At 70.6% G+C, this 18,350-nt stretch carries 21 protein-coding genes; 12 read left to right on the forward strand and 9 right to left on the reverse strand.

Going from position 1 to position 18,350, the window contains the following annotated elements:
- The 3 genes from DW297_RS14410 to DW297_RS14420 all read right to left on the reverse strand — a co-directional run.
- On the reverse strand, nt 1-551 hold a 551-nt coding region (locus tag DW297_RS14410), incomplete at its 3' end, for a hypothetical protein (RefSeq protein WP_136033599.1).
- A 3-nt stretch (nt 552-554) separates the two neighbouring features.
- Nucleotides 555-1,703 (reverse strand): zinc-dependent alcohol dehydrogenase, encoded by a 1,149-nt coding sequence (locus DW297_RS14415; protein WP_136033601.1) that lies wholly within the window; start codon nt 1,701-1,703, stop codon nt 555-557.
- 24 nt (nt 1,704-1,727) lie between these two features.
- Nucleotides 1,728-2,201: a DUF4383 domain-containing protein gene (locus DW297_RS14420; RefSeq protein ID WP_136033603.1), complete on the reverse strand. Its 474-nt coding sequence runs from the start codon at nt 2,199-2,201 to the stop codon at nt 1,728-1,730.
- Nucleotides 2,202-2,376: 175 nt separating this feature from the next.
- Between DW297_RS14420 and DW297_RS14425 the strand changes: the two genes are divergently transcribed.
- Together DW297_RS14425 and DW297_RS14430 are read left to right on the forward strand one after the other, a co-directional pair.
- Nucleotides 2,377-2,877 (forward strand): DUF6098 family protein, encoded by a 501-nt coding sequence (locus DW297_RS14425; RefSeq protein ID WP_136033605.1) that lies wholly within the window; start codon nt 2,377-2,379, stop codon nt 2,875-2,877.
- Nucleotides 2,874-3,626, forward strand: coding sequence for an MBL fold metallo-hydrolase (locus DW297_RS14430; RefSeq protein ID WP_136033607.1), 753 nt, complete (start codon nt 2,874-2,876; stop codon nt 3,624-3,626). Before DW297_RS14425 ends, DW297_RS14430 begins: the two co-directional genes overlap by 4 nt.
- Before the next feature lie 117 nt (nt 3,627-3,743).
- Here the strand turns inward: DW297_RS14430 and DW297_RS14435 are convergent, their stop codons facing one another.
- Together DW297_RS14435 and DW297_RS14440 are read right to left on the reverse strand one after the other, a co-directional pair.
- Nucleotides 3,744-5,096, reverse strand: a complete 1,353-nt coding sequence (locus DW297_RS14435; RefSeq protein ID WP_136033609.1) for a cryptochrome/photolyase family protein — start codon at nt 5,094-5,096, stop codon at nt 3,744-3,746.
- Nucleotides 5,093-5,470, reverse strand: a complete 378-nt coding sequence (locus tag DW297_RS14440; protein ID WP_136033611.1) for a DoxX family protein — start codon at nt 5,468-5,470, stop codon at nt 5,093-5,095. The genes DW297_RS14435 and DW297_RS14440 overlap by 4 nt, the downstream gene beginning before the upstream one ends.
- Nucleotides 5,471-5,554: 84 nt before the next feature.
- Between DW297_RS14440 and DW297_RS14445 the strand changes: the two genes are divergently transcribed.
- From DW297_RS14445 to DW297_RS14455, 3 genes are all read left to right on the forward strand, one after another.
- Nucleotides 5,555-5,914: a YnfA family protein gene (locus DW297_RS14445; RefSeq protein WP_136033613.1), complete on the forward strand. Its 360-nt coding sequence runs from the start codon at nt 5,555-5,557 to the stop codon at nt 5,912-5,914.
- Nucleotides 5,915-6,035: 121 nt separating this feature from the next.
- Complete coding sequence (gene thrS / locus DW297_RS14450; RefSeq protein ID WP_240744640.1) at nt 6,036-7,961, forward strand: threonine--tRNA ligase; 1,926 nt, start codon at nt 6,036-6,038, stop codon at nt 7,959-7,961.
- Nucleotides 7,958-8,503, forward strand: coding sequence for an HIT family protein (locus tag DW297_RS14455; protein ID WP_136033617.1), 546 nt, complete (start codon nt 7,958-7,960; stop codon nt 8,501-8,503). Before thrS ends, DW297_RS14455 begins: the two co-directional genes overlap by 4 nt.
- Before the next feature lie 3 nt (nt 8,504-8,506).
- Here the strand turns inward: DW297_RS14455 and pdxY are convergent, their stop codons facing one another.
- Both pdxY and DW297_RS14465 read right to left on the reverse strand, forming a co-directional pair.
- Complete coding sequence (gene pdxY, locus DW297_RS14460) at nt 8,507-9,358, reverse strand: pyridoxal kinase PdxY (protein ID WP_136033620.1); 852 nt, start codon at nt 9,356-9,358, stop codon at nt 8,507-8,509.
- A gap of 46 nt (nt 9,359-9,404) precedes the next feature.
- On the reverse strand, nt 9,405-10,712 hold the full coding sequence (locus tag DW297_RS14465) for an aminotransferase class I/II-fold pyridoxal phosphate-dependent enzyme (RefSeq protein WP_168442875.1): 1,308 nt from the start codon (nt 10,710-10,712) through the stop codon (nt 9,405-9,407).
- Nucleotides 10,713-10,802: 90 nt separating this feature from the next.
- Between DW297_RS14465 and pdxS the strand changes: the two genes are divergently transcribed.
- Together pdxS and pdxT are read left to right on the forward strand one after the other, a co-directional pair.
- Complete coding sequence (pdxS, locus tag DW297_RS14470; RefSeq protein ID WP_136033624.1) at nt 10,803-11,696, forward strand: pyridoxal 5'-phosphate synthase lyase subunit PdxS; 894 nt, start codon at nt 10,803-10,805, stop codon at nt 11,694-11,696.
- Nucleotides 11,686-12,297 carry a pyridoxal 5'-phosphate synthase glutaminase subunit PdxT gene (gene pdxT, locus DW297_RS14475; protein ID WP_136033626.1) on the forward strand — a complete coding sequence of 204 codons (612 nt, stop codon included), beginning with the start codon at nt 11,686-11,688 and terminating at the stop codon, nt 12,295-12,297. Before pdxS ends, pdxT begins: the two co-directional genes overlap by 11 nt.
- A gap of 15 nt (nt 12,298-12,312) precedes the next feature.
- Here the strand turns inward: pdxT and DW297_RS14480 are convergent, their stop codons facing one another.
- Both DW297_RS14480 and DW297_RS14485 read right to left on the reverse strand, forming a co-directional pair.
- Nucleotides 12,313-13,236, reverse strand: coding sequence for a phosphotransferase (locus DW297_RS14480; protein ID WP_136033628.1), 924 nt, complete (start codon nt 13,234-13,236; stop codon nt 12,313-12,315).
- A 61-nt stretch (nt 13,237-13,297) separates the two neighbouring features.
- Nucleotides 13,298-14,659: a pyridoxal phosphate-dependent decarboxylase family protein gene (locus DW297_RS14485; RefSeq protein ID WP_136033630.1), complete on the reverse strand. Its 1,362-nt coding sequence runs from the start codon at nt 14,657-14,659 to the stop codon at nt 13,298-13,300.
- A gap of 125 nt (nt 14,660-14,784) precedes the next feature.
- On the opposite strand from DW297_RS14485, the gene DW297_RS14490 reads away from it, so the two are divergent.
- The 5 genes from DW297_RS14490 (at nt 14,785) to DW297_RS14510 (ending at nt 18,298) form a co-directional block, all read left to right on the forward strand.
- Complete coding sequence (locus tag DW297_RS14490; RefSeq protein WP_136033632.1) at nt 14,785-15,546, forward strand: YebC/PmpR family DNA-binding transcriptional regulator; 762 nt, start codon at nt 14,785-14,787, stop codon at nt 15,544-15,546.
- Between the two features lie 45 nt (nt 15,547-15,591).
- On the forward strand, nt 15,592-16,176 hold the full coding sequence (gene ruvC / locus DW297_RS14495) for a crossover junction endodeoxyribonuclease RuvC (RefSeq protein WP_136033634.1): 585 nt from the start codon (nt 15,592-15,594) through the stop codon (nt 16,174-16,176).
- A gap of 9 nt (nt 16,177-16,185) precedes the next feature.
- Nucleotides 16,186-16,806, forward strand: coding sequence for a Holliday junction branch migration protein RuvA (gene ruvA, locus DW297_RS14500; RefSeq protein ID WP_136033636.1), 621 nt, complete (start codon nt 16,186-16,188; stop codon nt 16,804-16,806).
- The gene (gene ruvB, locus DW297_RS14505; RefSeq protein WP_136033639.1) at nt 16,799-17,824 is read left to right on the forward strand and encodes a Holliday junction branch migration DNA helicase RuvB; all 1,026 of its coding nucleotides are present in this window, start codon (nt 16,799-16,801) and stop codon (nt 17,822-17,824) included. Before ruvA ends, ruvB begins: the two co-directional genes overlap by 8 nt.
- A 78-nt stretch (nt 17,825-17,902) precedes the next feature.
- Complete coding sequence (locus DW297_RS14510; protein ID WP_136033701.1) at nt 17,903-18,298, forward strand: preprotein translocase subunit YajC; 396 nt, start codon at nt 17,903-17,905, stop codon at nt 18,296-18,298.
- The last annotated feature ends 52 nt before the right edge of the window (nt 18,299-18,350 follow it).

An 18,350-nucleotide genomic window follows, 5' to 3' on the forward strand; every position in this document is an offset into this window, starting at 1 on the left:
ACCTTGCGCACGAGTGACACCGTCATGACGACGGCGACCACCCAGGGCCCTGCCACGATGATCGGGTCGAGCCAGGTGTGCCGGACGTCGACCCGCCCGCGTCCGAACCGCGAGGTGAGCGGACGGTGTCGCGGCTCTGCGAGGACCCCGGTCTGCGTGATCGGGTTGTCGGGGCGCGGAGTGGCCAGCGAGCGCACGTGGGCTCCGACGGCTTCGATGCGGTCGCCGACCACGAGCAGTAGCCACCGGGTGTTCTTCGTCTCGCTGAAGTGGTCATAGGCGAACCGGCGTACTCTCCCGGAGACGCCGTGCAGCGGTTGCGCCGTGCCGAACACCGGGGGCACCATCGCGTGCTCGATCGAGTGCTCCCGTGCCTCCCTGCCGGGCTGCGGCTCCGGGCGCGTCCAGTGCGCACCCGTGTCGCCGTAGTCCTCGAGCTGCTGCCACGTGCGGCGGTGCTCGGGGGGAAGGTCGGTGCCCCAGCCCGGGATGCGGTCGCGGAGCTCGTCCGCTGTCGGTGCCAGCGTCGGCTTGTGCGCTTCGTACGGCATGGCTCAGTCCTCTCCGATCGTGATGACGGGTTTGATGCAGTCGTCCAGCTTGCTGGAGAACACGTGGTAGGCCTCGGCGATGTGCTCGAGCGGGAAGCGGTGCGTCAGGAGCTCGCTCGGCCGCACGTGACCATCCTGGATGTGCTCGAGCAGTCGCGGCCACTGCCGCAGGACCGGTGCCTGATTGCCGCGGATCGTGAGGCCCTTGTTCATCGCGTCGCCGAGGCGCACAGCGGACACCAGCGGACCGTACGCGCCGATCAGCGACACCGTGCCGCCCTTGCGCACGGAGTCGATCGCCCAGTTCACGGCGACGGGGGAGCCGCCCTGGAGCTTGAGCTTGGCCGCCGTCACGTGCTGGAGGAGGTTGCCGTCCGCCTCCGCACCGACGGCGTCGATCGCCACATCTGCACCCAGGTATCCGGTCGCCTTCTTCATGGCGAGCACGGGGTCGCCGACCTCGCCGATGTGCATCGTCTCGGCGAACGCGAATTCCCTGGCCTTGTCGAGCCGGTAATCCAGGTGGTCGAGGACGATCACCCGGCCTGCGCCGAGGAACCAGGCCGAGCGGGCGGCGGCCAGACCCACGGGTCCGGCACCGAAGACCGCGACGGTGTCGCCCTCCGCGATGTCGCCGAGCTGCGCGCCGAAGTACCCGGTGGAGAACGCGTCGGTGAGCAGTAGCGCATCCTCCGACGAGAGCCAGTCCGGCACGACGGAGGGTCCCACGTCGGCGAAGGGCACGCGCACGAACTCCGCCTGCCCGCCGTCATAGCCACCCGTCGTGTGGGAGTAGCCGTAGATGCCGCCCACGGCCGTGGCATTGGGGTTCACGTTGTGGCAGTTCGAGAAGAGGCCGCGGGTGCAGAAGTAGCAGGAGCCGCACGCGATGTTGAACGGCACCATCACCCGGTCTCCGACCGAGAGGCTCTGCACTGAGGATCCGACCTCGTGTACGACGCCCACGATCTCGTGGCCGAACGTGTGCCCGATCCGGGTGTCCGGCATCATGCCGTGGTACAGGTGCAGATCCGACCCGCAGATCGCGGCGTGCGTCACCCGAACGATCGCGTCGTTGGGGTGCTCGATCCGCGGTTCCGGTTTCTCAGCGACCTGGACCTTGTACGGTCCGCGGTACGTCATGGCGCGCATTGTTCTCTCCTCAGCAGTGCTCGGTCAGGCGCGGGCGGTGGGTCGGTCGTCGTGCCGCACACGCGGCTCGCGACTCACGAAGATCCCGAGCAGAACCATGCCGACAGCGAGGCCGAGGTGCAGCCAGTTGTCCGCGTTGTTGACGGGCAGGAAGTTGAGCTGGTCGTTGCCGACCGCGATGAGGCCGTACAGCCAGACGACGAGGTAGGCGAGGCCGCCGATGATCAGGTACATGCGGGAGCCGCGTGCGGACGCGGCGAAGGCGATGCCGGCGACGGCGAAGGCCAGATGCACGAGGTTGTGCAGCACGGAGACCTGGAAGATTCCCAGCAGGAGTGCCTCGGATGCTGCTCCGGCGCCATGCAGATGCTCGGCGGAGTGGGTGACCCCGGGGAGGAAGCCGGCGATCCCCACGAGGAGGAAGACGATCCCGACGATGAGAGCCGTCTTCTGAACAGGTGTGCCGGCGTAGCGGGTGGTGCGGGTCGTGTCAGTCATGTTCCCCTCCGAGGTGCGATGCGGTGGCCCGAAGGTAAGACCGCCGGGTGCGCAGCGAGAGCCCGTTGACGGCGGGAGCCAGCCGGAGTAGCTTCACGCGCCCGGGCACGGCAGCCTTTCTCCGAGTGTTGTCAATCCCCGTGCTCCGCCGGTACCTGCTCCGTAACGTCGAGCCATGTCCGAAACGACGTCGGCGCAGACGTGCACTCCCGCGATCGAGGCCGAGCGTGACCCCGCCGCCGGCCTTCGCCGCATCACCCGTCTCGCCCAACTCGCCGCGGTGGTGCGCGCCTACCGCGGCCTGCACGTACGGTACTCCGACGGGCCGGAGGACGACCGGCGCCGTTCCAGCCTCGACTCGGAGAGCGGACTGGAGCTCCCGGGCCTGTCCGTGAATCCTCTCGACGCAGAGCGCTGGTGGACCAGGCCGCTGGAGGACTGGCTCGCGCGGCAGCTGTGTCAGTATCAGCACCTCGCGGAGAAAGACCCGACACGCATCGCCTGGATCCTGCGCGGGGAGATCTGCGGGCGCGGTCCGGATTGCGAACCGCTGCTGCGCGACGTCGAGCCGATCGCGGTCCTTGACGCGTCCGTGCTCGTCGAGGCGCGGGATCGGTACGAGCGGAACTTCGACGCGGGGCGCGGCCCCGCGGACGACGCGGGAGGCGATTCATGAGCGAGCGGAGCGGCTGGTCAGAGGTCGCGCCCGGGTTCTTCCGCCTATCCGTGGCCGACGTGAACTGCTATCTGATGCAGTCCGCCGACGGCATCACGCTCTTCGATGCCGGATTGCCGCGCACCGGGAAGGTGCTGTCGGAACTGCTCGGGCATCTCGGGGCCCGGCGGAGCGACATCGACGCGGTCGTGCTCACCCACGGCCACTTCGACCACGTCGGCACTGCTCGGGCGCTGCAGGACGACGGCGTGACCGTGGTGGTGCACCCGGGCGATGCGGCACTCGCCCGGCACCCGTACCGCTATCGCCCCGCGACACCACGTCTCCTCTACGTGCTCGGGCACCCCCGGGGCATCCCCGTGATCACTCGCATGGCGGCCGCCGGCGCGCTGACCGTGCGCGGCGTCGAGGCGCAGCCGCAGGTGACGCATGGGCACCCGGTCGACGTGCCCGGTGCTCCGGTCGCGCTGTGGACGCCGGGTCACACCGACGGGCACTGCGCCTACCTGTTCGAGTCGCAGGGCGTGCTGATCGCCGGCGACGCCCTGGTGACCCTCGATCCCTACACGGGAGAGGAGGGTCCGCAGATCGTCGCGAACGCGGCCACCGCCGATCCTGAGGCAGCCATCGACTCCCTCGAGACGCTGGCGGCGACCGGAGCCAGGGTGGTGCTGACCGGCCACGGAGCGCCGGTGCTCGACGGAGTCGGATCCGCGGCGGCTGCGGCTCGTCGCCGCGGGCCACACTGACCGCCGGCCTCGACCTCGCAGCCTCGCCGGAGGTCGGCGCCCTCCCCGCGGCCGTGCGGGGGTGAACGCGGTGGGCGGCTACCGGCTCGCACGCGGTCTACCCGCCGGTGTCGGTGGTCAGCGCCGCGCGGAGCCCGCGGCGCGCTTGACCTCGTCGTACGCCGCGAGTGCCGCCTTGCGCGTCTCGCCCAGGTCGACGATCGGCGTGGTCGGGGCATCGGCGGCCCACCGCGTGACATATTCTCCGTCCCCGTCGAACTTCTTCGCCTGCAGCTCCGGGTTGAACACACGGAAGTACGGGGCCGCGTCCGCCCCGGACCCCGCGACCCACTGCCAGTTGAAGGCGTTGTTGGCCCCGTCTGCGTCGACCAGCGTGTCCCAGAACCACTCCTCGCCGAGCCGCCAGTCGATCAGGAGGTTCTTGATGAGGAAGGACGCGGTCACCATCCGCACCCGGTTGTGCATGTACCCGGTGTGCCACAGCTCGCGCATCCCCGCGTCGACGAGGGGGATCCCGGTCTCGCCGTGCTGCCAGGCATCCAGCTGCCGCGGGTCGAGTCCCGGCCAGGGGAACGCATCGAACTCGGGCCGGAGGTTCTTCGTGGCCAGGTCGGGGAAGTGGTAGAGCGTGTGCCAGGCGAACTCGCGCCAGCCGAGCTCGGACAGGAACCGTGCCGAGCCCTCGACCCGGGTCGCCTCGGCCCACACGGTGAACGGGCTCAGCTCGCCCCAGCGCAGCCGGGGGGAGAGCAGGGAGGTCGCACCGGCGGCCGGCGCGTCCCTGGCCGCGTCGTACGCCGGGAGATCGTGGTCGAGGAAGTGTCGCAGCCGCCGTCGTGCTGCCGGCTCGCCCGGCTCCCAGGTGTCGCGGAGACCGCCCGCCCAATCCGGTGTCGTGGGCAGCAGCTCCCAATCACCCGGGGCATCGGAGCGCGGCGGTCGCGCCACCCCGTCGAGTTCGCGCGGCTCCGGCAGGGGAGCACGGGGCGCGGGCAGTGCGCGGCAGGCGCGCCAGAACGGGGTGAAGACGGAGTAGTGCGTGCCGCTGCCCGTGGTGACGGTCCACGGCTCGTGCAGCAGGGAGCCCGCGAACGACTCCACCGTCAGGCCCTGATCGCGCAGCGAGCTCTTCAGCGCCGCGTCGATCTCCCGCTCCGGTCGCCCGTATCGACGGTTCCAGTAGACGGCGCCCGCCCCGCTCTCCGCGACGACCTCGCGCACCACGCGCTCGGCCGGGCCGCGCCGCAACACGAGCCGGGCGCCCTTCTCGCGCAGCCGCTCGTCGAGGGAGACCAGCGAGTGATGCAGCCACCACTTCGCCGCACCTCCGAGCGGGCGGATCCCCGGCGACTCCTCGTCGAGCACGAACAGCGCGATCACGGGCGCGTCCCGATCCATCGCGGCACGCAGCGCCGGGTGGTCGGCGAGGCGGAGGTCGTCGCGGAACCAGACGATCGAGGGGGAGGTCATCGCGTCGCCCACAGAGCCCAGGCGATCAGGGCCGGTTGCAGGAAGAGACGGCCGAACCGACGCGCGTCCGTGTCGAGCCCCGGAGTGGAGCGTCCGGTGCGCCACTGATGCCAGTTGCCGGGGAAGACCGCGGCGAAGAACCCCGCCGTCGCCCAGCCGATCCGGCGGCGCTCCCGCGGCAGCGCGATCAGCCCCGCGGCGAGCGCGACCTCGACGGCGCCCGACGCGATCACGATGGCATCCTTGTCCATCCGCGTCGCCTCGGTCGCCCAGTCGGGCACCACCACCCGGAAGCCGCGCGTCTGCGTGAAGTGCAGCACGCCGACGGCGCCGAGGGCGAGAGCGAGGATCCAGCGGGCGATCGTCCGGGTCATGGGGCCACGCTACCGTCCGGTCCGGCGGTTGCGGCGCCCCGTCGTTCGCGAAGCCGTCCTCGTGTGTCCTGACACACTGAGGTGGTGACCGTCTTCCGCATCGTCGTGCTGTTCGTCCTCGCCGCCGTCGCCGAGATCGGCGGTGCCTGGCTCATCTGGCAGGCCGTCAAGGAGGACCGCGGTTGGCTCTTCGCGGTCCTGGGGGTCATGGCGCTGGGGGCGTACGGCTTCGTCGCGGCGCTCCAGCCCGACGCGAACTTCGGCAGGGTGCTCGCCGCGTACGGCGGGATCTTCATCGCCGGATCCCTCGCCTGGGGCATCATCGTCGACGGTTTCCGTCCCACGGTCTGGGACTGGGTCGGGTCGGCGGTCGCGCTCGTGGGCGCGGCGATCATCATCCTCGCCCCGGCGGCCGCGTCCTCCTCGGCCGAGCCGGTGGCCTGACGGTCGGCGGCCCCCGGCCATACGAGTAGCCTAGATCCAGACCCAGATGGAGTGATCAGTGCCTGAAAACGCCCAGCCGACCGACGGCTTCGCCCTGTTCTCTGACCGAAACGTCGTCGCGATGCGCGTCAACGGCGAGCTCAAGGACCTCGCCACGACCCTGACCGGCACCGAGCAGGTCGAGCCGGTCACGATCGACAGCCCCGACGGCCTGAACATCCTGCGCCACTCGGCCGCGCACGTGCTCGCGCAGGCCGTGCAGCGCATCAACCCGCAGGCGAACCTCGGCATCGGCCCGCCCATCACCGACGGGTTCTACTACGACTTCGGCGTCGACACCCCGTTCACGCCGGAGGACATCAAGGCCATCACGAAGGAGATGCAGCGCATCGTCCGCGAGGGCCAGCGCTTCGTGCGTCGTGTCGTGACCGATGACGAGGCGCGCGCGGAGCTCGCCGACGAGCCGTTCAAGCTCGAGCTGATCGGGCTCAAGGGCGGCAAGGAGGCGGCCGAGGGCGCGTCGGTCGAGGTGGGCGAGGGCGAGCTCACGATCTACGACAACACGACCCGCGACGGCGAGGTCGTCTGGAAGGACCTCTGCCGCGGGCCGCATCTGCCCAACACGCGCATGATCGGCAACGGCTGGGACCTCACGCGCATCGCCGCCGCGTACTGGCGCGGCAGCGAGAAGAACCCGCAGCTGCAGCGCATCTACGGCACCGCCTGGCCCACGAAGGACGAGCTGCGCGCGTACCAGCACCGGCTGGAGGAGGCCGCCAAGCGCGACCACCGGCGACTCGGCAAGGAGCTCGACCTGTTCTCCTTCCCCGAGGAGATCGGGTCGGGCCTGAGCGTCTGGCATCCGCGCGGCGGCGTGGTGCGCGGCGAGATGGAGCAGCACGCGCGCAAGCGGCACATCGAGGGCGGCTACACCTACGTGTACACGCCGCACATCTCCAAGGAAGACCTCTTCCTCACCTCGAACCACCTCGTCACCTACAAGGACGGCATGTTCCCGCCCATCGTCATGGACGAGGAGCGCGACGAGAACGGCGAGATCACCAAGCAGGGCCAGGACTACTACCTGAAGCCCATGAACTGCCCGATGCACATCCTCATCTACAAGGAGCGCGCGCGCAGCTATCGCGACCTCCCGCTGCGGTTCGCGGAGAACGGCACGGTCTACCGCAACGAACTCTCCGGGGCCCTGCACGGCCTCACGCGGGTGCGCGGCTTCACGCAGGACGACTCGCACCTGTTCGTCACACCCGAGCAGCTGGAGGAGGAGGTCGGCAAGGTCCTCGAGTTCATCCTCTCGATGCTCCGCGACTTCGGCCTCACCGACTTCGAGCTCGAGCTGTCGATGAAGGACGACGAGAAGTCGAAGTGGATCGGTTCGGACGAGTTCTGGGAGTCGTCCACCGACGCCCTGCGCCGCGTGGCCGTGGCCTCCGGTCTCAAGCTCACCGAGGTGCCGGGCGAGGCGGCGTTCTACGGGCCCAAGATCGACCTGAAGACGCGCGATGCGATCGGCCGCACGTGGCAGCTGTCCACGGTGCAGGTCGACCCCAACCTGCCCGAGCGCTTCGACCTCGAGTTCATGGACAAGGACGGCCAGAAGAAGCGTCCGATCATGATCCACCGGGCGCTGTTCGGCTCGATCGAGCGGTTCTTCGCGATCCTCCTCGAGCACTATGCGGGCGACTTCCCGGTGTGGCTCTCGCCGGTACAGGTCGTGGGGATCCCGGTCGCGGACGACTTCGCCGACTATCTGGGTGAGGTGATCGACACGCTCCGCTCCCGCGGTGTGCGTGCCGAGCTCGACACCTCCGACGACCGCATGCAGAAGAAGATCCGCACGCACACGACCGGCAAGGTCCCGCTGCTGCTGATCGCCGGGGAGCAGGACCGGGCCGCCGGCACCGTCTCCTTCCGCTACCGCGACGGCTCGCAGGAGAACGGCGTGCCGATCGCGCAGGCGGTCGACCGCATCCGCGCTGCCATCGACAGCCACGCCCTGGTGCAGACGGCCGGGGACCTGGCATGACCGAGGGGGAGCAGTCGCTGGAGGATGCAGGTCGCCTCGCCGGCGTGCCCGACGAGTTCCAGCGGCTGTGGACCCCCCACCGGATGGCCTACATCCAGGCGGGACCGGAGCCCCTGCGCGAGGAGTGCCCGTTCTGCGAGGCGCCGAAGTACCCCGACGCCGAGCGGCTCATCGTGGCACGGGGCACGACCGCGTACGTGCTGCTGAACCTGTTCCCGTACAACTCGGGGCACCTGCTGGTGTGCCCGTACCGTCACATCGCGACGTACGACCAGGCGAGTCCGGAAGAGGTGGCCGAGATCGGCGCGCTCACCCAGACGGCCATGCGGGTGCTGCGCGAGGTCTCCGGATGCGACGGCTTCAACCTGGGAATGAACCAGGGGGCGGTGGCGGGAGCCGGCGTGGACGCGCATCTGCACCAGCACGTGGTACCGCGGTGGCGCTCCGACGCGAACTTCTTCCCGATCATCGCGAAGACGAAGGCGCTCCCGCAGCTCCTCGGCGAAGTGCGGGAGGCCGTCGCCCACGCGTGGCCGGAGTAACCGTCAGCGCACCTGCCGTGCGGTGAACTGCATGCGCGGGTGCGCGTAGAACTCCTGCGCCTCGATGAGCTGCAGCTCGCGCTCGCCCGAGTCGAGCGTCGCCTGCAGCAGGTCGTACACGCTGGAGGCGGTGCGCTCGAGCGCGGTCTTGGCGCTGCCGGTCTCGACGTAGTGCGCCGTGAACAGGGCGGCGGTCACGTCACCGGAGCCGTTCGCCTTCATGGGGAGGTGCGGCGTCTGGACGAGCCAGGCACCGTCGCCGTCGACCGCGAGCATCTCGATGGTCCCCTCCTCGCGGTCGGGCCGCTCGACGCTCGTCACGAGCACCGTGCGGGGGCCCATGGCGCGGGCGAGGTCGACCGAGGCGAGCGTGGACTCGAGCGTGTCGGGTTCGGTCTCGGTGAGGAACCCGAGCTCGAACTGGTTGGGGGTGATGATGTCCGCCACCGGGACGACGCGCTCGCGCAGCAGGATCGGGATCGCGGGGGCGACGAAGCAGCCCGACTTCGCGTTGCCCATGACCGGGTCGCACGCGTAGACCGCGTCGGGGTTGGCGGCCTTGACGCGCGCGACCGCATCGATGATCACGTCACCGATGCCCTCGCCTCCCTGGTAGCCGCTCAGGACGGCGTCGATCTGCCCGAACACTCCGCGGTCCTCGATGCCGGTGATGACCTCGCGCACGTCGGCGGGGTCGATCAGCGGTCCGCGCCAGGCGCCGTAGCCGGTGTGGTTGGAGAAGTTCACGGTGTAGACGGGCAGCACTTCGACGCCGATGCGCTGCAGCGGGAACACCGCGGCGGAGTTGCCCACGTGCCCGTATGCCACGGCGGACTGGATGGAGAGGATCTTCATGAACGAGCGCTTTCGGTCAGGGCGGGCCGGTGCCCGCGACGGGTGGTCATCGCGCGGCCGCGACGAGGTCGGCGACGAGCGTGTCGGCTTCCGCGTCGGTGAGGTCGTGGACGGTGAGACGGAGGTGGTGGGACGGATCGGCGCGGTCGTCGAGGGAGAACTCGTCACCCGTGCGGGCGAGCCACCCCCGCCGCATCAGGTGCTCGGCGACCTCGCGCGCGGGCCGGGGGAGTCGCACCCAGAGGCTCAGCCCGTCTGGCGCGGCGACGTCGATGCCGTGCGCGCGCAGGCGTGCCGCGAACGCGGCGTTGCGCTCCGCGTAGTGCGCACCGGCGGTCGCGACGGTCGTCATCGCATCCTCGTCGGTCAGCTGTGCCAGGGTGAGGCGCTGCAGCAGGTGGCTCACCCAGGTGGTGCCGGGGCTGAGTCGCATCGCGAGACGTTCTGCGGTGTCGGGGTCGGTCGCCGCGATCGCGAGGCACATGTCGGGTCCGAGGAACTTCGACACCGAGCGCACGAGGGCGAAGCGCCGATGGTCCTCGCTGATCAAGGACTCGTACGGGCGCTGCGACAGCAGCGAGAAGTGGTCGTCCTCGATGATCAGGACGTACGGGTGATCGGCGAGGACACCGCGCAGCTCGGCGGCGCGCTGGGCCGTGAGACCCACGCCGGTGGGGTTCTGCGCCCGCGGTGTGCAGATCACGGCCCGCACGCCGGCGTCGAGAGCCGCCCGTAGTCCGTCGACCGTCATGCCCTGGTCGTCGACGGGGACCGGGACGGCCCGATAGCCGCCGAGCCGCACCGTGTGGATGCTGGCAAGGAAGCACGGATCCTCGAGCGCCACGGCGTCATCGCGCATGAGCGCTTGGGCGAGCAGGCGCTCCACCGCATCGACCGCTCCGCTCGTCACGGTGATCCGGAAGTCCGCGTCCGGGAGGTCGGCCGCCATCCACCGGCGCGCCCACTCCTCCAGCCCCGGGTCGATCACGGGTTCGCCGTAGAGCACGGGACGGCTCGCGATCGTCATCAGCGCGGCCGACGGGTCGGGGATGCGTGCGGGGTCGGGGTTGCCGGTGCCGATGTCGCGGAGCACGGTGTCGGCCGCGTAGCCCTCCTGTGCCACGGCCTCGATCCCCGCGACCGTGGTGCCGGCGCGTCCGCGCGACAGGACGAGTCCCGCCTGGGCGAGCTGGCGGTACGCGGCGACGGCGGTGTTGCGGTTGACGCCGAGGGTGGCGGCGAGCTCGCGCACCGGCGGGAGGAGGGCTCCGGGAAGCAGGATCCCGCGGTCGCGCAGGGCGCGCACGCTGTCGGCGATCTCCGCCGCGGTGCTGCCTGTGATCCGGTCGCTCATGATCCTCCTCCGCGATTCTAGGTGGGATCGGACAGTGCTACGTTTGATCTAGATCAAACCCGATTACGGATCATCCGACAGGAGCTCCCCATGTCCGAGCAGAACACCACCGGATCGTCGCGCGTCAAGCGCGGTCTCGCCGAGATGCTCAAGGGCGGCGTCATCATGGACGTCGTGACCGCCGAGCAGGCGAAGATCGCCGAGGACGCGGGCGCCGTCGCCGTCATGGCGCTCGAGCGCGTGCCGGCCGACATCCGCGCGCAGGGCGGCGTCTCGCGCATGAGCGACCCGGACATGATCGACAGCATCATCGATGCCGTGTCGATCCCGGTGATGGCGAAGGCGCGCATCGGTCACTTCGTCGAGGCGCAGGTGCTGCAGGAGCTCGGTGTCGACTACATCGACGAGTCCGAGGTGCTCTCGCCGGCCGACTACGTGAACCACATCGACAAGTTCGGCTTCACGGTGCCCTTCGTGTGCGGCGCCACGAACCTCGGCGAAGCGCTGCGACGCATCAACGAGGGGGCGGCGATGATCCGCTCGAAGGGCGAGGCCGGAACGGGCGACGTGTCCGAGGCGATGAAGCACATCCGCAAGATCCGCGGGGAGATCGCTGCGCTCACGGCTCTCCCGAAGGACGAGCTGTTCGTCGCCGCGAAGGAGCTGCAGGCGCCGTACGAGCTGGTCGCCGAGATCGCCGAGACGGGCACGCTCCCCGTCGTGCTGTTCGTGGCCGGCGGCGTCGCGACCCCCGCGGACGCCGCGATGATGATGCAGCTCGGGGCGGACGGCGTGTTCGTCGGCTCCGGCATCTTCAAGTCGGGCAACCCCGCCGAGCGCGCGAAGGCGATCGTGAAGGCCACGACGTTCTTCGACGACCCGAAGGTGATCGCCGAGGTGTCCCGCGGGCTCGGCGAGGCGATGGTCGGCATCAACGTCAGCGACCTGCCGGCGCCGCACCGGCTCGCCGAGCGTGGCTGGTAGCCCGCGGGTCGGCGTGCTCGCGCTGCAGGGCGATGTGCGCGAGCACGCCGCCCTGCTCACCCGTCTCGGCGCCCAGGTGGAGCTCGTCCGGCGCCCGGAGGAGCTGGCCGCCGTGAACGGCCTGGTGATCCCGGGTGGCGAGTCCACCGTGATCGACAAGCTGTCGCGCACGTTCGGGATGCAGGAGCCGATCCGCGACGCGATCGCCGCCGGGCTCCCGGTGCTCGGCACGTGCGCGGGGCTGATCATGCTGGCCGACACGGTCGTCGACGCGATCGAGGGCCAGCAGTCGTTCGGAGGGCTCGACGCGGTGGTCAGGCGGAACGCGTTCGGCCGTCAGGTGGAGTCGTTCGAGGCGCAGCTCGACGTGGCGGCCTTCGGTGCACCGCCGGTGTCGGCGGCGTTCATCCGCGGACCGGTCGTCGAGTCGATCGGTCCTCGTGCGACCCCGCTCGCGGCGCTACCGGACGGCCGCGTGGTGGCGGTGGAGCAGGGAGCGCTGCTGGGCCTGAGCTTCCACCCGGAGATCTCCGGCGAGACCCGCTTCCACGAGCGCTTCCTCGCCCGCGTCGAAGGCGGCCACTCCGTCGCCGCCGCCTGACCGCCGGAGGCGTCGTCACACCAGGGCGGCCAGCCACCGCAGCGCGGGACCGGCTTGCGCCCGCTGGAAGGCGCGCAAGCCGGGGAGCTGCGGAATCTCCGGCCTGCTCTGTTCGGCCCAGAGGTACGAGGCGAAGCCCGCGATGACCGGCAGCAGGTCCCTCGGAGGGGGAGCGCCGTGCTCCTCGAACACCGGGTAGGCCTGCGTGCAGGTCGGTCCGCCGCTCGCCTCGATGCTCGGCAGCACGCAGGGGAGGTCGACCCATGCGGCCCCGCGGCGCGCATGCGGCCAGTCGAGCAGGTGGGCGCGACCGTCGGCGATGAGGATGTTGTCGGCCCGGACGTCGTCGTGGACGAGGACATCTCCGCGCACGGCCCCCGCGAACTCCGCCTCCAGTTCACGCAGTCGGGGCAGCGAATCCCGGACCGACGGGGGCAGAGCGCCGCGGAGGTCGGGGGTGGCGGCGATCTCCTGCCAGCGCGTGAAACCCGGCACCATGCTCTCGTCCGCGGCCGTCAGGGTTCTCGGTGCCGGCGTGGTGCCGACGACGGCGAGGGCGTCCGCCACCGCGTGCAGGTCATCCGCTGTCCACGGGCGCCCCGGATGGCGGCCGTCGATCGCCTCGACGACCAGCACGGCACCGATGTCGTCCTGCACCGTCCCCAGCACTCTGGGCGCGACGCCCGAGGGGAGGGCCGACAGCGTGACGATCTCCTGGCGGAGCAGGCGCACCGAGTCGGCGTGCCAGTCCGCGCCCGCGGCCTTCACGAAAGCCCGACCGCCGGTCGTGATCACGGTGCCCGCGTACGTGGCGCTGAAGCCGCCGTGAGCGGGGGCGTCGGAGATGTACTCTCCGCCGATCACGTCCAGCGCCGCGGCGCGGAGGCTCTCGGGCAGGGAGGTCCACGCGGGGCGGAGGCGGTCGGCTCCTGCGGTCACACCCTGCTCCTCTCGCGCGCGATCAACGGCGGCCTCGACCGTAGCAGGCGGGCGAGTCGGGTCAGGGGAGAAGGGCGCGGATGGCGTGCACCGTGCGGTCGATGTCGTCCGCGGTCGTCGCCCACGACGACATCGAGCAGCGCAACGCGGCGCGCCCCCGCCATTCCGCTCCGGTGACGACGGCCGTGCCGTCGACCAGGATCGCGGCACCGAGCTCGCGGGTCGCCTCGTCCGTGTCGAGCCGGAACATCACCTGGGTGTAGTCGACGTCGTTGATCACCTCGATCGCGTCGAGCCCGCGCAGGCCGGAGGCCATGCGCACGGCGTTGTCGTGGAGGCGGTCGACGAGATCGGCGACCCCGGAACGCCCGAGGCTGCGCAGCGCCGCGTACGCCGGCACCCCGCGGGCGCGGCGCGACAGCTCCGGCGTCACATCCCACGGGTCGAGGCCGGAGTAGACGAGGTAGTCGCCGCCGGTGCGGAACGCCGCGATCGAATCGGCGGGATCGCGGACGATCGCCATGCCGCAGTCGTACGGCACGTTCAGCGTCTTGTGTGCGTCGGTCGCCCAGGAGTCCGCGTCCTCCATGCCCGCGGTCAGATGTCGCAGCGCGGGGGAGGCGGCCGCCCACAGACCGAAGGCGCCGTCCACGTGCACCCAGGCGCCGTGTCGGCGTGCGATCGCGATCAGCGTGCGGAAATCGTCGAACGCTCCGGTATGGACCTTTCCCGCCTGCAGGCACACGATGAGCGGGCCGGATCCGCCGTCGAGGACGCGCGCGAGCTCGGCGGGGTGCATCCTGCCCTGCGCGTCGGCATCCACCACGTCGAACTCGGCGCGACCGATCCCGAGGAACCGTGCCGCGCGGTCGATCGATCCATGACGATCGGCACCCACCACGAACCGCACCGGCGGCGCGGAGCGCAGCCCCCGTTCGGCGAGGTCCCACCCCGCCCGCGCGAGCACGGCGTTCCGTGCGGACGCGAGGCACGTGAAGTTCGCGAGCTGACCGCCCGTGACGAAGCCGACGCTGCTCGCGGACGGGAGGCCGAGCAGCTCGAGCAGCCACTGTCCTGCCACCCGCTCCATCGCGACGGTCGCCGGGGTGAGCAGGGAGGAGCCGGAGTTCTGATCCCACGCGGACACGAGCCAGTCCGCGGCGAGAGCGGCCGGATGAGTGCCGCCGATCACGAACCCGAAGAACCGTCCACCGGGGATCGCCACGAGTCCGGGCTCGGCCTTCGCCGCGATGTCCTCGACAACGGCCGCGGGGTCCTCCGCCCGCTCCGGGAGAGGCGTGCCGAACACCTGCAGCATCTCGTTGAGGCTCGCGCGCGGCCACACCGGTCGATCGTCGAGGGTGCCCAGGAACGCCTCGGCTCGACGGTGAGCGGCGTCGAGAGCACGCTCCCGGTCGCCCATGCGGTCAGTCTCCCACCGCCGCAGCGCCCCGACAAGGCACTGTGCCGCCGGGTGTTCCGCGGTGTTCCTTTAGAATGGACGACGCCCTGGACACGCGCCGGGGCCCTGACGACGAGCGGAGACTTATGTCCGGGCATTCCAAGTGGGCCACGACCAAGCACAAGAAGGCCGTCATCGACGCGCGCCGTGCCAAGTCCTGGGCCAAGCTCATCAAGAACATCGAGGTCGCGGCCAAGCTCGGCGGCGCCGACCTGCAGGGCAACCCGACCCTGTTCGACGCGGTCCTCAAGGCCAAGAAGACCTCCGTCCCGAAGGACAACATCGACCGGGCGATCAAGCGCGGTGCGGGCATCGGCGGCGAGGCCGTCGAGTACACCTCGATCATGTACGAGGGGTACGGCCCCAACGGTGTGGCGCTCATGATCGAGTGTCTGACCGACAACAAGAACCGTGCCGCCGCCGAGGTGCGCACCGCGCTGAGCCGCAACGGGGGCACGCTCGCCGACCCCGGCAGCGTCGCGTACAACTTCAGTCGCAAGGGCGTCATCGTGGTCGGGTCGGAGGGCACGACCGAGGACGACGTGATGATGGCCGCGCTCGAGGCGGGGGCCGAGGAGATCGAGCCGCACGCCGAGGGCTTCGAGGTCATCACCGAGGCGAGCGACCTGGTCGCCGTGCGCAGTGCGCTGCAGGAGGCGGGCATCGAGTACGAGTCGGCCGACGTCGAGTTCGTGCCGAACCTCAAGGTCGAGATCGACGCCGACACGGCCCGCAAGGTGTTCCGACTGATCGACGCGCTGGAGGACAGCGAGGACGTGCAGAACGTCTTCAGCAACTTCGACCTGTCGGCCGAGGTCCAGGCGGAGCTCGAGAACGACGACGCGTAGGCGCGGCTGACCTCGATGGGCACGTTCCGCGCCTAGCCTGGGACGGTGACGTCGACCATCCGCGTGCTGGGCATCGACCCGGGACTCACCCGCTGCGGTGTCGGGATCGTCGACGTCGATCGGGCCCGCCGGGGCACCCTCGTGCACGTCGGTGTGATCCGCTCGGCGATCGATGCGCCGATCGGTGAGCGACTCGCGGTCGTCGCCGCCGGGATCCGCGAGGCGATCGCCCAGCACCGCCCTGACGCGGTCGCGGTCGAGCGCGTCTTCGCGCAACAGAACAGCCACACGGTGATGGGCACGGCGCAGGCGAGCGGGGTCGCGCTCCTCATCGCCGCCGAGTCAGGGCTTCCCGCGGCGACCCACACGCCGAGCGAGGTCAAGGCGGCCGTCACGGGCTACGGCTCCGCCGACAAGAGGCAGGTGCAGGCGATGATCGCCCGCATCCTGCGTCTGGATGCGCCGCCGCAGCCGGCGGACGCCGCGGATGCTCTCGCGATCGCCCTATGTCACGCCTGGCGCCGCGGGGCGCCCCGAGCCGGCGGTGCGGCGGGCGGACTGACCCCCGCGCAGCGGGCCTGGGCGGACGCGGAGCGTGTCGCTCGAACATATGTGCGAGCGACGTCCTAGGCTGGGACGATGATCTCCTCTCTGCACGGCACCGTGCTGCACACGACGCCGGACCAGGTCGTCATCGACGTGGGTGGCGTGGGCTTCGCGGTCGCCGTCCCCGCCGATGTCGCGCACACGGCGACGGTGGGGGAGAAGCTGCGCCTGCACACGAGCCTGATCGTGCGCGAGGACGCCCTCTCGCTCTTCGGCTTCGCCGATCGCGCGGAGCTGGAGATCTTCACGCTGCTGCTCAGCGTGACGGGCGTGGGGCCGAAGTCGGCGCTGGGCGTGCTGTCGCATCTGACGACGGACCAGATCGCCGAGGCCGTCACCGCCGAGGACGACGCCCCGTTCCGGCGTGTGTCCGGCATCGGGCCCAAGACGGCCAAGCTCATCGTGGTGCAGCTCGCGGGGAAGGTGCACGCCGTTGCCGCCCCGGCCGCGACGCAGGCCTCGGGGGGGAGTGACATCGTGTCGCAGGTCGCCGCCGCGCTCGTGGGTCTCGGGTGGTCGGAGAAGGTGGCCGCCGAGGCGGCGACCGAGACCGCTGCCGCGGCGACCGAAGCCGAGCGGGCGTCGGTCGCGTCGCTGCTGCGGCGCACGCTCGCCCTGCTCGGCCCGGCGCAGGGAGGATCGGCGCGTGTCTGACCCGCTCGACCCGACCGAGCCCACCGACGAGTCGGAGCTCGCGATCGAGGGCGCGCTGCGCCCCTCCAGCCTCGGTGACTTCGTGGGCCAGCAGAAGGTGCGCGGTCAACTCCAGCTGCTGCTCGAGGCCGCGCGCCTGCAGTCCCGTCCCGCCGACCACATCCTGCTCGCGGGTCCTCCGGGACTCGGCAAGACCACGCTCGCGATGATCGTCGCCCACGAGAGCGAGCGTCCGCTCCGTATGTCCAGCGGCCCCGCGATCCAGCACGCGGGAGATCTCGCGGCTCTGCTGTCGAGCCTGATGCCGGGCGAGGTGCTGTTCATCGACGAGATCCATCGCATGGCCCGCTCCGCGGAGGAGATGCTCTACCTCGCGATGGAGGACTACCGCATCGACATCATGGTGGGCAAGGGTGCGGGCGCCACGAGCATCCCCCTGGAGCTGTCGCCGTTCACCCTGGTCGGGGCGACGACGCGCTCGGGCCTGCTGCCCAATCCGCTCCGCGACCGCTTCGGGTTCACCGGCCATCTCGAGTTCTACGAGGAGGGCGAGCTCGAGCAGGTCATCGCGCGTTCCGCGTCGGTGCTGGGGGTCGGGCTCCCGACCGACGCCCTCTCCGAGATCGCGCGCCGATCTCGAGGAACCCCCCGAATCGCCAACCGTCTGCTGCGCCGCGTGCGCGACTACGCGCTGGTGCACGGCGACGGTGCGGCGACGCTGCACGACGTGCGGGCGGCGCTGGAGCTCTATGACGTCGACGCGATCGGTCTCGACCGGCTGGACCGCGCGGTGCTCGACGCGCTCGTCCGGCGTTTCCGCGGGGGACCGGTGGGTCTCAGCACCCTCGCGGTCGCGGTGGGCGAGGAGGCTGAGACCGTGGAGAGCGTGGTCGAGCCGTACCTCGTCCGCATCGGATTCCTGGGGCGCACGCCGCGCGGACGGGTCGCGACACCCGAGGCGTATGCGCACCTCGGGGTGGCGCACCCCGACGGGATGCTCACGCTGGATGACCTATAATCGCTGAAGGCTTCCCCCGATACCTCTGTGCGCCCAATGGCTGGTGCGTGCACCTGAGAAAGGCGCTTCCCCATGCCCATGGAATTCGTGCTCTTCGGCCTCCTGGCCGTGCTCCTGATCTTCATGATCTTCAACACGCGCAAGCGGACGAGGCAGATGAAGGCCGAGCAGGAGGAGAAGGCCACCAAGACGGTTCCCGGCGCCAAGGTCCTGCTGCAGGGCGGCATCTACGGCACGATCGTGGCGTTCGACCCGGACGACCTGGACGCGCCGGCCCTGGTGGAGATCGCTCCGGGCACCGTCATCGAGGTGCACAGCCAGGCGATCCTCCGCATCGTCGAGCCGAAGGACGCTATCGTTGAGGCGCCCGTCGACGGCGTGGATGACCGCATCGTCGACGAGCCCGCCGCCCCCACGACGGAGACGCCGGAGGAGACCCGCGCCCGTCTCGAACGGGACGCCGACGACAAGTAAGACAGCGGCCGTCGTGGCCGCTCGGATCATCGTCCTCCCAGAAAGCTGAACA

It is taken from the genome of Microbacterium sp. PF5, assembly GCF_004794315.1.
GTDB lineage: Bacteria > Actinomycetota > Actinomycetes > Actinomycetales > Microbacteriaceae > Microbacterium > Microbacterium sufflavum.

Coding starts and splice junctions, on each gene's coding strand:
- DW297_RS14415 (WP_136033601.1), bottom strand. CDS start 1,703: ATGCGCGCCATGACGTACCGCGGACCGTACAAGGTCCAGGTCGCTGAG.
- DW297_RS14420 (WP_136033603.1), bottom strand. CDS start 2,201: ATGACTGACACGACCCGCACCACCCGCTACGCCGGCACACCTGTTCAG.
- DW297_RS14425 (WP_136033605.1), top strand. CDS start 2,377: ATGTCCGAAACGACGTCGGCGCAGACGTGCACTCCCGCGATCGAGGCC.
- DW297_RS14430 (WP_136033607.1), top strand. CDS start 2,874: ATGAGCGAGCGGAGCGGCTGGTCAGAGGTCGCGCCCGGGTTCTTCCGC.
- DW297_RS14435 (WP_136033609.1), bottom strand. CDS start 5,096: ATGACCTCCCCCTCGATCGTCTGGTTCCGCGACGACCTCCGCCTCGCC.
- DW297_RS14440 (WP_136033611.1), bottom strand. CDS start 5,470: ATGACCCGGACGATCGCCCGCTGGATCCTCGCTCTCGCCCTCGGCGCC.
- thrS (WP_240744640.1), top strand. CDS start 6,036: ATGCGCGTCAACGGCGAGCTCAAGGACCTCGCCACGACCCTGACCGGC.
- DW297_RS14455 (WP_136033617.1), top strand. CDS start 7,958: ATGACCGAGGGGGAGCAGTCGCTGGAGGATGCAGGTCGCCTCGCCGGC.
- pdxY (WP_136033620.1), bottom strand. CDS start 9,358: ATGAAGATCCTCTCCATCCAGTCCGCCGTGGCATACGGGCACGTGGGC.
- DW297_RS14465 (WP_168442875.1), bottom strand. CDS start 10,712: ATGAGCGACCGGATCACAGGCAGCACCGCGGCGGAGATCGCCGACAGC.
- pdxS (WP_136033624.1), top strand. CDS start 10,803: ATGTCCGAGCAGAACACCACCGGATCGTCGCGCGTCAAGCGCGGTCTC.
- DW297_RS14485 (WP_136033630.1), bottom strand. CDS start 14,659: ATGGGCGACCGGGAGCGTGCTCTCGACGCCGCTCACCGTCGAGCCGAG.
- DW297_RS14490 (WP_136033632.1), top strand. CDS start 14,785: ATGTCCGGGCATTCCAAGTGGGCCACGACCAAGCACAAGAAGGCCGTC.
- ruvA (WP_136033636.1), top strand. CDS start 16,186: ATGATCTCCTCTCTGCACGGCACCGTGCTGCACACGACGCCGGACCAG.
- DW297_RS14510 (WP_136033701.1), top strand. CDS start 17,903: ATGGAATTCGTGCTCTTCGGCCTCCTGGCCGTGCTCCTGATCTTCATG.